Source organism: Bradyrhizobium sp. UFLA05-109, assembly GCF_054185165.1.
In genome coordinates this window covers 25,801-40,736 of record NZ_JBBIAR010000012.1, presented here as the reverse complement: position 1 = coordinate 40,736, position 14,936 = coordinate 25,801, and the positions used below count along the sequence as shown (strand labels likewise).

At 65.0% G+C, this 14,936-nt stretch carries 11 protein-coding genes; 6 read left to right on the top strand and 5 right to left on the bottom strand.

From position 1 onward, the window contains the following. Positions 1-96 precede the first annotated feature (96 nt). From Q3C01_RS10905 to Q3C01_RS10895, 3 genes are all read left to right on the top strand, one after another. Positions 97-951 (top strand): NAD(P)-dependent oxidoreductase, encoded by an 855-nt coding sequence (locus Q3C01_RS10905; RefSeq protein ID WP_458145326.1) that lies wholly within the window; start codon positions 97-99, stop codon positions 949-951. A gap of 174 nt (positions 952-1,125) precedes the next feature. Beyond that, positions 1,126-1,515, top strand: a complete 390-nt coding sequence (locus Q3C01_RS10900; RefSeq protein WP_458145325.1) for a nuclear transport factor 2 family protein — start codon at positions 1,126-1,128, stop codon at positions 1,513-1,515. 117 nt (positions 1,516-1,632) lie between these two features. After that, complete coding sequence (locus tag Q3C01_RS10895) at positions 1,633-2,484, top strand: helix-turn-helix domain-containing protein (protein ID WP_458145324.1); 852 nt, start codon at positions 1,633-1,635, stop codon at positions 2,482-2,484. 25 nt (positions 2,485-2,509) lie between these two features. On the opposite strand, the gene recG is transcribed toward Q3C01_RS10895, so the two are convergent. Further along, positions 2,510-4,618 (bottom strand): ATP-dependent DNA helicase RecG, encoded by a 2,109-nt coding sequence (gene recG / locus Q3C01_RS10890; protein WP_458145323.1) that lies wholly within the window; start codon positions 4,616-4,618, stop codon positions 2,510-2,512. Between the two features lie 206 nt (positions 4,619-4,824). On the opposite strand from recG, the gene Q3C01_RS10885 reads away from it, so the two are divergent. Both Q3C01_RS10885 and mfd read left to right on the top strand, forming a co-directional pair. Continuing rightward, a complete protein-coding gene (locus Q3C01_RS10885) occupies positions 4,825-5,115 on the top strand; it encodes an FAD assembly factor SdhE (protein WP_458145322.1) in 291 nt (96 codons plus the stop codon). Then, entirely contained in the window at positions 5,112-8,630 is a 3,519-nt protein-coding gene (gene mfd, locus Q3C01_RS10880; protein WP_458145321.1) for a transcription-repair coupling factor, read from the top strand. Before Q3C01_RS10885 ends, mfd begins: the two co-directional genes overlap by 4 nt. Before the next feature lie 157 nt (positions 8,631-8,787). Here mfd and Q3C01_RS10875 read toward each other — a convergent pair whose 3' ends face one another. The 3 genes from Q3C01_RS10875 to Q3C01_RS10865 all read right to left on the bottom strand — a co-directional run bounded on the left by Q3C01_RS10875 (position 8,788) and on the right by Q3C01_RS10865 (position 13,441). Beyond that, entirely contained in the window at positions 8,788-10,011 is a 1,224-nt protein-coding gene (locus Q3C01_RS10875; protein ID WP_458145320.1) for a GGDEF domain-containing protein, read from the bottom strand. 86 nt (positions 10,012-10,097) lie between these two features. Beyond that, a complete protein-coding gene (locus Q3C01_RS10870) occupies positions 10,098-11,600 on the bottom strand; it encodes an AMP-binding protein (protein WP_458145319.1) in 1,503 nt (500 codons plus the stop codon). Between the two features lie 23 nt (positions 11,601-11,623). Further along, entirely contained in the window at positions 11,624-13,441 is a 1,818-nt protein-coding gene (locus Q3C01_RS10865; protein ID WP_458145318.1) for an extracellular solute-binding protein, read from the bottom strand. Between the two features lie 266 nt (positions 13,442-13,707). Here Q3C01_RS10865 and Q3C01_RS10860 point away from each other — a divergent pair, with 266 nt between their 5' ends. Then, on the top strand, positions 13,708-14,520 hold the full coding sequence (locus Q3C01_RS10860) for an invasion associated locus B family protein (RefSeq protein ID WP_458145317.1): 813 nt from the start codon (positions 13,708-13,710) through the stop codon (positions 14,518-14,520). 79 nt (positions 14,521-14,599) lie between these two features. Here the strand turns inward: Q3C01_RS10860 and hspQ are convergent, their stop codons facing one another. After that, on the bottom strand, positions 14,600-14,932 hold the full coding sequence (gene hspQ, locus Q3C01_RS10855; RefSeq protein WP_027523411.1) for a heat shock protein HspQ: 333 nt from the start codon (positions 14,930-14,932) through the stop codon (positions 14,600-14,602). Positions 14,933-14,936 lie beyond the last annotated feature (4 nt).

The following is a 14,936-nucleotide window of genomic DNA, read 5'->3' as shown; positions in this document are numbered from 1 at the left end:
GCGGGATGGCGGCCATTCGTTTTGCGGTTCCCTCACTCTGCTATCATTCGAGATGACGAAGCGCAGATCGCTTTCGCATTCGAACTGGAGTGAGCCATGTCCCCAACCATCGCGATCCTCGCACCCGGCGCCATGGGCAGCGCGGTCGCCCGTCGCCTGAGTGAAAACGGCGCGTGCGTGCTGACCTCGCTGAAGGGGCGCAGCGAGCAAACCGCAAAGCGCGCCGCAGAGGCGGGCATGATCGCCGCCGAGGATGCCGATATCGCCGGCTGCGATATCATCCTGTCGATCGTGCCTCCGGGCGAGGCCGTGGCGCTTGCCGAGCGGCTGGCCGCGGTGATCGTGAGGCGGGAGAAGAAGCCGCTGGTCGTCGACTGCAACGCCGTCAACGTCGATACCGTGCTGGGAATCGAGGAGATCATCGGTTCGGCGCAGGCGCCGTTCGTCGATGCCGGCATCATCGGCTTTCCGCCGCAGCCCGGCAGCAAGGGGCCGGCGTTCTACGTGTCCGGCGAGCGCGCAAAGGATCTGGCCGTGCTGAAACAGCTTGGTCTTGACCTGCGGATCGTGGAAGGCCCGGTCGGCGCAGCCTCCGCGCTGAAAATGTCCTACGCGGGTATCGCCAAGGGTCTCGCCGGCATCGGCTCGGCCATGGTGCTGGCGGCCACCAAGACCGGCGCCGCCGATGCGCTGCGCGACGAACTCGCGCTCAGCCAACCCGCGATTTTGACACGGCTGTCCACCGCACTGCCCGACATGATCCCGAAGGCCTATCGCTGGGTCGCCGAGATGCGGGAGATCGCAGGTTTTCTGGGACCCGATCATCCTGCGAGCCAGGTCTACGAGGGTTTTGCGCGGTGGTTCGAGCATCTTGCTGAAGATGCGAAGGGCGAGGCGGCGGATGCGGCGCTGTTGAAAGCGTTTGCGGAGAAAAGCGCGAAAAAGGCCTAGTTGTCCGCAAAGAGCGGAGGCGCCCATACGATGACGTCCGCGCCGCGTCGGCTTTATTACCTGGCATGTAATTGAGCCAATTCGCGGCCCGACTACTCTCCTGATCATCCACCCGCCGGCAAGCATCCAATCAGGTTTGCTGGTGAGCGTGAGTCACTACATGAGGAGAGAGATATGCAAGTCATGTTTACGAGGAAAGAGCCGCCCCAGTGGCTCCTCGACATGTGGAAGGAGATCGACGACAAGACCTTCGGAAAGGGTTTCGACTGCTTTGCGGAGGATGCCGTCTGCAATCTTGGCGTGGCAGATTGGAAGGGGCGCGAGGCGATCCGCGCCAATCTGAAGGCCTTTATCGACACCGGGTTCACTGCGCTGCATCACGTCACCGAATATTGGGATGCCGGATTCCTGAAAGTGTTTCGCGGTGTCGTGGACATGACACCCGATGACCGGTCGGCGGCGACAGTGCATCCCACGATGACCCATTTCTTCTATATGGACGAGAAGGACGACACCAAGGTGCGTCGCTGGGTTGGTGCAGTAGGCCCGGTTGCCTTTGGTTGATCTCCTGGTTCAGTCCTGCACCAATGGCCTTTCGGTGCCTCGGGTGATCCGCGGCACCCCCGCTGTAGAGTGTTGACGCAGCTGCACATCGGAAAGTCGAATGAAGGAGCGGTCGACATGAAAGCGACGGCCAGCGACATCAAGACAACCGCGGCCACTTCGGCAGGTGCTCTCCTGCGTCATTGGCGGGATATTCGCGGCAAGACGCAGCTCGATCTGTCGTTCGATGCCGGTGTCTCGCAGAAGCACATCAGCTTTGTGGAGAGTGGCCGCAGCACCCCGAGCCGCCAAATGCTGCTCGATCTTGCCCAGGCCCTCGATGTCCCGCTGCGCGAAAGAAATGAGCTGCTGCTGGCCGCCGGCTACGCGCCCTCTTATTTCGATCCCGCTCTCGATGCGCCCGTCATGACGAGCATCAACCGCGCCTTGCAACGCATGCTGCGTCAACACGAGCCCTTTCCGGCTATCGTCATGGACCGGTATTGGAACGTGCTGATGACCAATGAGGCAGCACCGCAGTTGTTCAACTGCTTCATCGACATGTCCGCACGACCGACCCCGCGGAACTTGCTGCACCTCATGTTCGATCCGGAAGGCATGCGTCCTTTCGTGGCGAACTGGCCAGAGACGGCCCGGGGATTACTCGCGCGCGTGTATCGCGAGGCGGTCGGACGCGTCATCGACGAGAGGATGAAGGCGCTTCTGGCGGAATTGTCGCAATATCCGGGCGTGAAGCCGGAATGGCGCGCGCCGTCACCGGGTGATGCCCTGCCGATGATTCCGCTTACCTTCGTCAAGGACGGGGTGACGCTGGACTATTTCTCCATGATCACAACGGTCGGAACGCCGCAGACGGTCACTGCAGAGGAGCTACGACTTGAGTGCATGTTTCCGGCCAATGATTCGACCGAAGCCGAGCATTGCAGATTCGTGCGGGCCCGTTCCGGCCTTTGGTCTGCCCGCCACTGACGGGGACAAACCAGATCGATAAGCATCAACCTGCCCCGATCAGCGGGATCGCTTCGTCCCGCTCATAAAGATACAGCAGGCAGCGCAGCGCTTCGCCGCGCTCGCCTGTGAGCTTCGGATTGTCCTTCATGATGCGCAGCGCCTCGTCGCGCGCTTGCGTGATGAGCTGGCTGTGCACCTCGGAGCGTGCGATCCGGTAGCCGGGGAGACCGCTCTGGCGCACGCCGAGCACGTCGCCTTCGCCGCGCAATTTCAGATCCTCCTCCGCGATCCTAAAACCGTCGGTGGTCTCGCGGATCACCTTGAGCCGTGCTTTCGACATTTCGCCGAGCGGTTCACTGTAGAGCAGGAGGCAGGTGGAGGCTTCCGAGCCGCGTCCGATACGGCCGCGCAACTGGTGCAGCTGTGCGAGCCCGAAACGTTCCGCGTTCTCAATCACCATGATGGTTGCCGCCGGCACGTCCACGCCGACCTCGACCACCGTGGTGGCAACCAGAAGTCCGATCTCGTGGGCGGCGAACTGCGCCATCACGCGGTCCTTCTCCGTGCCTTTCATCTGGCCGTGGACCAGACCGACGCGATCGCCAAAACGCTTTTGCAGGCTTTCGAAACGCTTGGTCGCGTTGGTCAGATGCTCGGTACCCTCGGCCTCGGATTCTTCGACCAGCGGACAGATCCAGTAGACCAGCTTGCCCGCTTGCAGTGCTCGGTCGACGCCGTCCATGACCTCAGAAAGGCGGCTCATCGGCACAGCCCGGGTGTCGATCGGCTGCCGGCCCGCCGGCTTCTCGCGCAGCTCGCTCACATCCATGTCGCCGAAATAGGTCAAGACCAGCGTGCGCGGGATGGGAGTGGCGCTCAGCACCAGCACGTCGACCGCTTCGCCCTTCGAGGTCAGCGCCAACCGCTCGCGCACGCCGAAGCGATGCTGCTCGTCGACCACCGCAAGCGCGAGCGCCCTGAAGATCACGTCGTCCTGGATCAGCGCGTGGGTTCCGACCAGAAGATCGATTTCGCCATCGGCAAGCCGCGCGAGGATGTCGCGCCGCTCCTTGCCCTTCTCGCGCCCGGTGAGGATCGCAACCCGCAAGCCGGCGCACTCGGCGAGCGGGGCGATGGTCTTGATGTGCTGGCGCGCCAGAATTTCGGTCGGCGCCATCAGCGCGGCCTGCTTGCCGACTTCGGCGACGGCGGCGGCTGCCAGCAGTGCCACCACGGTCTTGCCGGAGCCGACGTCGCCCTGAAGCAGCCGCAGCATGCGCACGGGCTGTTTCAGGTCGTCGGCGATCGCCGCCGCGGCGTTGCGCTGCGACGGCGTCAGTGCATAGGGCAGGGCGTCGATGATCTTGTTGCGCAAATGACCGTCGCCGGCATTGCGCACGCCGGCAGGCCTGCGCAGCTGCGCGCGGATCAGCGCCAGCGCGAGCTGGCCAGCGAGCAACTCGTCGAAGGCAAGCCGCGACCAGAACGGCTGGTCCGGCAGCACGTCCGTGAGCTCGACCGGCTGGTGCACACGCGTGAGCGCTTCCGCGATGGGTGGGAAGTGGCAGCGGCGGATGACCTCCGGGCTGATCCATTCCGGCAAGGCCGGCAGCTTTTGCAGCGCCTGCGCGATAGCGCGGCGGAGCGAGCCGAGCGCCAGGCCCTCTGTCAGCGGATAGACGGGATCGATGCCGGAGAGCTTTGCGATGGCCTCCTCGTCGAGCACGCGGTCGGGATGCACGATCTGTGGGATGCCGTCATACATCTGGAGCGTGCCGGAGACGTAGCGCTTCTCGCCGACCGGTAGCAGCTTTTCGACATAACCGGGCTTGGCTCGGAAGAACGTCAGCACCACGTCGCCGGTGTCGTCGCTGGCGTAGACGAGGTAGGGGGCGCGCGCATTGCGCGGCGGGGGTGGGCGATGGCGATCGATCGTCACCTCCAGTGTCACCACGGTGCCGGCAACGGCGTCGCGTATCTTCGGCCGGGCGCGGCGGTCGATCACGTTGCTCGGCAGATGCAGCAGGAGATCGACCAGCCGCGGCGTCTCATCGCGACCAAGGAGATAGCGCAACAGCTTGTCCTGCTTCGGCCCGACACCGGGCAGGCTGGTCACGAGAGCAAACAGCGGATTGAGCAGGCTGGGGCGCATGAGGCGAATCTAGGATCGTTCGTGCCCGTCATGCCCGGCTTTATGGCGGGCATCCACGGCTTTTTTCATCGGGCGAGCGGCTCGGGCCATGATGGTCTGAGTACCGTGAGCCGCTGCAACAAAAAGCTGACATTGGTCGCCTCAGTCGCTATATCACCCCCGCCCGGCACGTCCGGGCTTTCGGCGTTGGACTGGATCTTACGAAAATGACGGGAACGACACGATCGAGCGGTGGCCTGGACGAGCGCCGCAAGCGGCTTCTGTTCCGCTGCTGGCACCGCGGCACCCGCGAGATGGACCTCATTCTCGGCCGCTTTGCGGACGCGGAGATCGGCAATCTGTCCGAGGGCGAGCTTGCCGAGCTCGAGCGCCTGCTCGAAGTCAATGATCCCGACCTCTATGCCGCCATCACCGGCGACAAGGTGCTGCCGGCCGACGTCGCCGGAGTGCTGTTTGCCCGCATCAAGGCGTTTCCCGTGGCGGATGGCAACGTATGAAACCGGCGTTGAAATCACCGGCCGAGTTGCTGGCGCCCGGCCGCGCGCTGACTCTCGCCAATGTCGCTGAGGGGGCTGAGGGACTCGTCGTCTCCGATCTCGCCCGCGCGATCGCAGCGCGGCCCAAGAAGTCGGCCGTCAGCCTGGCGGTCGTCTGCCGCGACGGTCCGCGCATGCAGCAGCTCGAGCGAGCGCTGCAATTCTTCGCGCCGGATCTGCCCGTGCTCCAGTTCCCGGCCTGGGATTGCCAGCCCTATGACCGCGTCTCGCCGCATGGCGGCATCCTGGCCCAGCGCCTGACCACGCTCGCGCGCCTGGCCTCGCTCACCGGCAGCGATAAGCCGCTGATCGTGCTGACCACCGTGAACGCCATTGTGCAGCGCGTGCCCTCGCGCGATCTGGTGGCGGCGCAGGCACTCTCGCTCGCGCCGGGCAATGTCGTGCCGATGGACACGATCGTCGCCTGGCTCGAGCACAACGGCTATAGCCGCTCCTCCACAGTGCGCGAGCCCGGCGAATATGCCGTGCGTGGCGGCATTCTCGACCTGTTCCCGGCTGGCCTCGACCAGCCCGTCCGCTTCGACTTCTTCGGCGACAGCCTGGAATCGATCCGCTCCTTCGATGCCGAGACGCAGCGCACGCTCTTGGACATGCGCTCGCTCGATCTGGTGCCGATCTCGGAATTTCAGCTCGTCACCGAAACCATCCGCCGCTTCCGCATGGGGTATGTCGCCGAATTCGGTGCGCCCGAGCGCGACGATGCGCTCTACGAGGCCGTCAGCGAAGGCCGCCGCCATCCCGGCATGGAGCATTGGCTGCCATTGTTCCAGGAGCGGATGGACACGCTGTTCGACTATCTGCAAGGCGCTGCCGTCGCGATCGAGCCGCAAGCCGAGGATGCGATCCGCGAACGCTTCAAGCAGATCCTCGATTACTACGAGGCGCGTCGCGATGCGCTGGAGCATCCGACCGGCGGTGCCGTCTACAAGCCGTTGCCGCCGGATCGACTGTATCTGACCGAAGAGGAATGGGCGAAGCGCGAAGGCGGGATCCCGCTGGTGCGGATGACGCAGTTCTCGGTGCCGGACGACGGCAGCAGCATCATCGATGCCGGCGCGCGCAAGGGGCGTGACTTTGCGCCCGAGCGCAACGATTCCACCGTCAACGTCTTCGAGGCGGTGGTGGCGCACGTAATGGCCTTGCAAGCCCAACGCAAGAAGGTCGTCGTCGCGCTTTGGACCGAAGGCTCGCGCGACCGCATGACCTCGATGCTGCGCGACCACAAGCTGGCGCATACGACCAGCGTCAATAGCTGGCGCACCGTGCAGGCGACCCCGCGCAACGAGACTATGCTCGCCGTGTTGGGCCTGGAGAGCGGTTTCGAGACCGACGAGATTGCGCTCATCAGCGAGCAGGACATTCTTGGCGACCGCCTGGTGCGGCCGCGCAAGGCGAGCCGCAAGCTCGATAATTTCATCTCGGAGGTGACGAGCCTTGCGGCTGGCGACATCGTCGTCCACGTCGACCACGGCATCGGCCGCTTCGTCGGCTTGCAGACGCTGGAGGTCAGCGGCGCACCGCACGACTGTCTCGAGCTGCACTATGCGGCCGAGACAAAGCTGTTCCTGCCCGTCGAGAACATCGAGCTGCTCTCGCGCTACGGCTCCGACCAGACGACGGTCGAGCTCGATCGTCTCGGCGGCTCTGGCTGGCAGACCCGCAAGGCCAAGCTGAAGAACCGTATCCGCGAGATCGCGGGCGAACTGATCAAGATCGCCGCCGAGCGGCAACTGCACGAGGCGCCAAAGCTGCCGGTGCAGCCCGGCCTCTATGACGAGTTCTGCGCACGCTTCCCCTATGACGAGACCGAGGACCAGCTTGGGGCCATCGAGTCCACCTTAAAGGACCTCGAAAAGGGCCGTCCGATGGACCGGCTGATCTGCGGCGACGTCGGCTTCGGCAAGACGGAGGTTGCATTGCGCGCGGCCTTTGCGGTCGCGCTCGAAGGCAAGCAGGTCGCGGTGGTGGTGCCGACCACGCTGCTGGCCCGCCAGCACCACAAGACCTTTACCGAACGTTTCCGCGGCTTCCCCGTGCAGGTGGCGCAGGCCTCGCGGCTGATCCCAACCAAGCAGCTCAACCAGATCAAGAAGGGCATCACCGACGGCTCGGTCGACATCGTCGTCGGTACCCACGCGCTGCTTGGCAAGGCGATCAAGTTCCGCGACCTTGGCCTGCTCATCGTCGACGAGGAGCAGCACTTTGGCGTCAGCCACAAGGAGCGGCTGAAAGCACTCCGCTCCGAGGTGCACGTACTGACGCTGTCGGCGACGCCGATCCCGCGCACGCTCCAACTCGCGCTCACTGGCGTGCGCGAGCTCTCGATCATCGCCTCGCCCCCGGTCGACCGCCTCGCGGTGCGTACCTTCGTTGCCCCTCACGATCCTCTGATGATCCGCGAGGCCCTTCTGCGCGAGCGCTATCGCGGCGGGCAGGCGTTCTACGTGGTGCCCCGGATCGATGACTTGGCCGAGGTCAAGGACTTCCTCGACAAGAACGTGCCGGAGATGAAGGTCGCGGTCGCGCACGGGCAGATGCCGCCCGCGGTGATCGAGGACATCATGACGGCGTTCTACGACGGCAAATTCGACATCCTGCTCTCGACCACCATCGTGGAGTCCGGCCTCGACATTCCCAATGCCAACACGTTGATCGTGCATCGCGCCGACATGTTCGGCCTTGCCCAGCTCTACCAGCTCCGCGGCCGCGTCGGTCGGTCGAAGCTGCGCGCCTATGCGCTGTTCACGCTGCCGGCGCAGCAGAAGATCACCGCTCAGGCCGAGCGCCGGCTCACCGTACTGCAATCACTGGAAACGCTCGGCGCAGGCTTCCAGCTCGCCTCGCACGACCTCGACATTCGCGGCGCTGGCAATCTGCTCGGCGAGGAGCAGTCCGGCCATATCAAGGAAGTCGGTTTCGAGCTCTATCAGTCGATGCTGGAAGAGGCGATCGTCAACCTCAAGGCCGGCGTCTCGGAGCCCGCGGCCGACCGCTGGTCGCCGTCGATTACGATCGGAATGCCCGTGCTCATCCCGGAAGATTACGTCGGCGACCTCTCGGTGCGGCTGTCGCTCTACCGGCGGCTTGCCGATCTCGACACCGAGGAGGAGATCGAGAACTTTGCCGCCGAGATGCGCGACCGTTTTGGTGTGTTGCCCGACGAGGTGCGGTATCTCTTCAAGATCGCGGCGATCAAGGCCTATTGCCGGAGCGCCAATGTCGAGAAGGTCGATGCCGGCCCGAAGGGGGCGGTCATCGTCTTCCGCGACAATTCTTTTGCCCACCCGGACCGCCTGGTGTCGTTCATCCGCAGCCACGGCGAGGCCGCGAAGGTGCGGCCCGACATGAAGGTGGTATTCTTCCAGGATTGGGAGACGCCGGAGGAGCGGCTTGCGGGCACGACGGAGATCCTGCGCCAGCTTGCGCAGCTCGCCACGAGCAAGAAGGCGGCGTAGCTGTTGATGTGATGTTGTAGGGTGGGCGAAGGCGCGTAGCACCGGCCCACCATCTCTCTGCGCGTGCGATAAAAAAGGTGGGCACGCTTCCGCCTTCGCTCTTCGAGTTACGGCGGACAAGTCGCTTTGCCCACCCTACGGCGCCGGAGATCTTTGGCTACGAGGCCGCGCGCGGCGCTTCTGCCGAGAGTCGGGCGAGTAGCGATCTCGCGGTATCCGATGGCGACAGCGAATCCACGCTGACGACGGGCTCGCTGCGCGGTTCGCGCTTGCCGTTCGAAGTGTGACGCATGACGGCGGAGAGGCGGCGGGCGATCATATGGGCGGTCCGGAAGTCGGTCTCCGCGAACACCACGACGACGGAGCCATCCTTCTGCGCAGCGCCAAAATCCATCTGTCGCATCAGCCGGCTCAGGATCCGCGCGGCATCGAGCTGCGCGCGTGGATTGCCAGCAGCGAAAGCAAAGCGCGCCACCGACAGGCCGCCGCCGCGCGCGAGCGTCTGCTCGACCGCTTTGGAAAAATCGCGGGCAAAGGCTTCCGGCGTGAGCAGGCCGCTGCGCGGATCGAGCCAGCCGCCGGCGTCGATCGAGCGCAGCGTGCGGCTGAACTGCGCCTCCATCGCGTGCTGACGGATCAGCGGCAATGCGTTGGCCGCGATCTGTGCCGGCTCGCTGGAGACGAGTTCGAGGTTCGGCAGGTCGTAAGTTTGGGTGAGCTGATGCGCGGTTACGATCACGGGCATGTTGCGGAAGCGGCTGTCTTCCGCGAGCACCGTGAGGAAAGCGTCGGCAACGCGTGCGGTAAAGCCTTCAGCGAGCACGACGCCGTCGATGTCGCGGGTGTTGAGATGCTTTGCTGCGGCTTCGATGCTGAGAGCCCCGATCACGCCCATGCGCTCGCCAAGCGCGACCGACAGCGCCGGATAGGCGGAGCCGCGGCCGATCAGCAGCACGGTGGCATCGCGCGCGGGGTCGGAGTCGGGCAGCGAGACCTTTGCCTCCGGCAGGCGACGCAGCACGGTCGCGTGCAGCGTGCGGACGCGCATCGCGGCGCGCAGTCGCGCGATGAGGCGGTCGGAATCGTTGCCGCGCAGCGTGAACGGCAGCGCGTTATGGGGCAGGGCTGTCTGGGGATCGACGATGATGAGGGGCAGATAGAGCATCTGGCCAGCGATCGCGCTTGCGACCGCGGCGAGATGCGGCTCATGTCCACCGGCAAGCGCTGCGACGACGGCGGCCGGCTGGACATCCTCGATGGCGCGTGCCGCGCTCGCCCAATCGCTGTCGATGACGGGAAAAAGCCGGGGCTCGTCGAGCGCCGAAATGAAGGCCGGCCGTTGGGCATTGGACACAAAGAGGATCGGGCCCGCCTGGGACATCTCAAGCTCTAACTACGCACACGAAATGCTGCGCAATCTAGTTGGGCCGTCTTAATGCCGGGTCAACGGAGGCAGTGAAAAGCGCTTCAACCGGGTCCGGTGCGGTCGCGAAAAGCCTCGACCATCAGGGGGTTAAGCCCAAGTTCGCTGAGGGCCTCGCGTGCCCTTGCATTGTCCTGGGCGCGCCCGGCCAGACGGTGTCCGGAGAGCCGGTCAGGCAGCGCCGTGAGCAGCGCACCCTGGCCGAGCCGGCGCGCCCATTCCTGCAAGTCGTTGGACAGGAAGCGGTAGCCGCCGACCGCCATGATGCCGGAGGGGGGCGCAGTGATGCAGATCGCGCCGCTCGGGCGATCGAGACGGGCGGCATAGCCGGTGTCGATGTAGTCGCGCGGCGGCTGCGCCGTCAACGTGTCGCCGACCGGTTGCGGCGGGGCGTAAGCCGCGATCGGTACCATCGGCCCGCGCAGGCCGAGCGTACCCTTTGGCGTCAGCAGGATCTCGCCGGCGACCGAGGCGCCGGACTGCTCGCGCGGGGCGCCATGCGGTCCCGGCATCACCGCCACGGGCATGCCGTCCTCGCCGCGCCGCGCCCCGAACAAGCCGGCCTCGCCGAACAAATAGACGTCCGTCAGTGGCGCGTGTGGCGCGATCCAGGCATCGCTCGCCGCGACCTGCTCCGGTGCGCGCCACAGTCCGATGACGTTACGCAAACCCGGCATCCGCGCCGCGAGATCGGCCTCGCCGAGCCGCAAGGCGAGCGGCGCGGGTGCGATCAGCACCTCGCAGCCCTGCTCGTTGATTTGCTGCTCCAGGACCTCGCTGTCGAAGGGATGATGCAGCGCCAGCGTTCCGCCGGAGAGCAGCCAGATCGCAAGCGAGGAGGCGAGGCCGGCAAACGACATCGGCGTGAACGCCGACATGATGGTCGCGCCCTGCGGAATGTCGGCTTCGAGCGACATCGCGAGCCCGCCCGCGATGATGCTGAAATGCGGTCGCGGCACCGGACGAAAGCCTTCCGCAGTGACGTCGAAGGAGATCATCGCCGCCTTGCGGCCGTCCTGGATGACGCTGCGTGTCGGGCCGGGCGCGCGCGAAAGAACATCGTCGAGCGAGGCCATGCCTTCCGGCAGATCGGTACCGAAGCCGAAGACGTGACGGATGGAGAAGGCTTCTGCCGCGGCATGCATGGCGAGATCGGCGTAGATCACACTGTCGACCTTGCTCATGGTGACGATCGCACGCGCCGCAGTGCGGTTGAGCGCTGCGGTGAGCTCCGCGTGCCGCCACAAGAGCGGCAGCACGGCGACGACGAGGCCGGCGCGATGGGCCGCGAGCACCGTGAGCACGAACTCGACCGTGTTCGGCAGTTGCACGGCGATGACGGAGTTGGCCGGCAGGCCGGATTCGACGAAATGGGCCGACAGCGCCTCGATCGCCCGATCGGCTTCGGCATAGGTCAAGCGCCTGGGCAGATGCCCGGCGATGCGAATCTTGTTGAGGGGATCGTACAGCGCCGGCGCATGCGGCTGGCGCGCCAGCGTCCGCTGGAACAGCGTGTCGAGCGTCGGCGATACGGCTGGCTGGTGCATCACGTCGCTTGCTGGTTGCCTTGTTACTTGCTCGGGGCGTCCGCCTTCTGCCACCAAGTCTCCGGCAGATAACCGGACAACGCGGTAGCCGATGGCCGTTCTATCCGATTCCAGCGCGCGATCCATTGCTCCGATACGTTAAACAGGGGGATCGTGTAGAAGCCGGCGATCAGGGCGCGGTCGAGGGCCCGGACGGCGGAGACGAAATCCGCGTGATCGCGCGCCTCCAGCAGGGCCGCGATCATTGCGTCGACGGCCGGGTCCTTCGCGCCCATGTAGTTGCGGGTGCCGGGATTGTCGGCGGCCGCGCTGCCCCAGTAAAACGACTGCTCGTTGCCCGGCGAGAGCGACTGGTCCCAGCGGTTCTGGATCATGTCGAATTCGTAGCCGAGCCGGCGCTGGTCGAATTGCACCGGATCGACCGAACGCACGGTCGGCTCGATGCCGGCGCGCTTGAGGTCACGCGCGAAGGAGAGCGCAATGCGCTCCTGGTCGCGCGTGCTCACGAGGATCTCGAAGGTGAAGGGCGCTTTCGTCGCGCGATTGCGCAGCACCGTGCCGTCGAGATCGTAGCCCGCCTCCGAGAGCAGCTTCAATGCCGCGCGCAGCGTGGCGCGGTCACGCCCCGAGCCGTCGGTCACCGGCAGGCGGTAGCTGCCGTCCATGACGTCCGGCCGGATTCGCGCCGCGTATGGCTTCAGAAGTTCCTGCTCGCGCGCGTCGGCGGGGCGGCCATAGGCCGACAGGTCCGAGCCCGCGAAGTAGCCAGCCACGCGCGAATAGAGCCCGAAGAAATAGCTGCGGTTGACCAGCTCGAAGTCGAACAGCAGCGTCAACGCCTGGCGCACCCGGATGTCGGCAAACATCGGACGACGGGTGTTGAATACCAGAAATTCCGAGGGCTGCGGCACACCCGGCTTGAAGGTGTCGCGGATCACTTCGCCGCTTCTGACGGCGGGAAAGTCGTAAGCGTCGTGCCAGCGCAGCGGCTCGGTCTCGACGCGAAAGTCGTAGAGGCCGCGCTTGAAGGCTTCGAACTGACCGTTGGCCTCGCGATAATAATCGAGCCTGATCTCATCGAAATTGTAGAGGCCGCGATTGACCGGCAGGTCGCGGCCCCAATAGTCGGGATTGCGGGTCAGCGTCACGCTGGTGCCGGGTTTGACCGCGCCGACGCGATAGGGGCCCGAGCCGACCGGGCCGTTCATCTTCGTCTCCTCGAAGGTCGCAACGTCGACGGTGTGCCTGGGCAGGATCGGCATCAACCCGAGGATCAGCGGCAGTTCCCGGTCACTGGCTCCCGCGAGATCGAAGCGCACGGTGAGGGGATCCGGCGCCTCCGCCTTGGCGACCTTGGCATAATATTGCCGGTGGTTGGGCCGGCCATGGTCGCGCAGGAGCTGCCAGGAGAACAGGACGTCATCGGCGAGCACCGGCGTACCGTCAGAGAACCGCGCGCGCGGATCGATGTGGAATGTCACGTAAGTCCGGTCGTTGTCGGTCTCGACCGTCCTGGCGAGCAGGCCATACAGCGTGAAGGCCTCGTCATTGCCGCGTGCCAGCAGGCTTTCGATGACGTAGCTGCGAACTTGCTGGACCGGGATGCCCCTGACGATGAATGGATTGAGGCTGTCGAAGGTTCCGAGCACCGACCAAATCAGCCGGCCTCCCTTGGGCGCATCGGGGTTGGCGTAGGGCATATGGGTGAAATCGGGTGGCAGCGCCGGCTTGCCATGCATGGCAATAGCGTAGCTTTCGGCCGCCTTCGCCGGAACGGACGTCAAGCCGGCGAGAGCAACCGCCACCCAGACCGCGGCGGCTAAGCGCAGGCTCTTAGACATGAACAACGGCGCGCGGATTGATTCGGGGACCGATCACGCCCAAACCCTAGCATAGGCCTTCGTCTTAGGCCTCTCTGCCCACTTCAAACATGCTTGTCGGCATTGATCTTTTCGTCCGCCACGTTAAGAAGGCGGGCAATCGCGCAGGAGCGTCGAACTTGTCACGTTTCCGCCTCTATTGATGGGGAGACAGCCGCGCCAAGGCGGCTCGGTATCGGTGCTTAGGAGCGGTTCGGGCACTTCCCGTTCAGAAAGGGTTTTCCGCAATGAATTTTCGTATTTTGGCCGCGTCGGTCCGGCCGCGCGGGCGCCTTCTCGCCCTGTTGACGGTTTCGGCGCTGGCTGTTCCATCCGCCGCTCAGGCGCAGACCGCAACGCCCGCTCCGGCGGCGCCGAAGGCTGCTCCCAAGGCCGCGCCGAAGGCAGCTCCCAAGGCGCCTGCGCCCGCCGCACCGGCGCCGCAGGCCCAGGCACCGGCCGCTGGCGCTCCGCCGGCCGGCGCTCCGCCCGCTGACCAGCAACAGCAGCAGGTCCAGCTGATCTACGCGCCCTGGACCAAGTTCTGCCTGAAGGGCCAGGACGCCAACGCCAAGCAGGTCTGCTTCACCGGCAAGGACGGCCGCATCGAGTCCGGCCAGCCGGTGATCGCCGCCGTGATCATCGAGCCGGAAGGCGAGCCGAAGAAAATCCTTCGCGTCACGCTGCCGCTGGGCATGCAGCTCGTGCACGGCACCCGCATCATCGTCGACAACAATCCGCCGCTGCAGAGCCCCTACGTGATCTGCTTCGCCAACGGCTGCATGTCGGACTATGAGGCGACCGCCGACCTGATCAACAACTTGAAGAAAGGCCAGAACCTGGTGGTTCAAGCGATCAACGCCAATGGCGCGCCGCTGACGCTGCCGCTGCCGCTGGCCGGCGAGTTCGCCAAGGCCTATGACGGTCCGCCGACCGATCCGAAGGTGTTCGAAGAGAACCAGAAGAAGCTCCAGGAAGAGCTTCAGAAGAAGGCCGACGAGCAGCGCAAGAAGCTCGAGCAGAGCGGTCAGGCGACGCCCGCACCTTCGGCCCAGAAGTAATCGGACCGACGTAGAACACGAAAAAGGCGCTCGATTGAGCGCCTTTTTTATTGGCCTGATTGGCCGAATTCGAAAGGGATCAGTTGAGCGAGGGATTGCGCGGGCGATAACCGCCCGACTTGTCCTTCACAAATATCTCGGCGACCTGCGAATGCCGAATCGGCTCGCCGGAATCGTCCGGCAACAGGTTCTGCTCGGAGACATAGGCGACGTATTCCGACTCGGCGTTTTCCGCCAGCAGATGGTAGAACGGCTGGTCCTTGTGCGGCCGGACCTCCTCAGGAATCGACAGCCACCATTCCTCGGTGTTGTTGAATTCCGGATCGATGTCGAAGATCACGCCCCGGAACGAGAAGATCCGGTGGCGCACGACCTGTCCGATCTGGAATTTGGCGGTCCGCGCTTTAATCATGGTT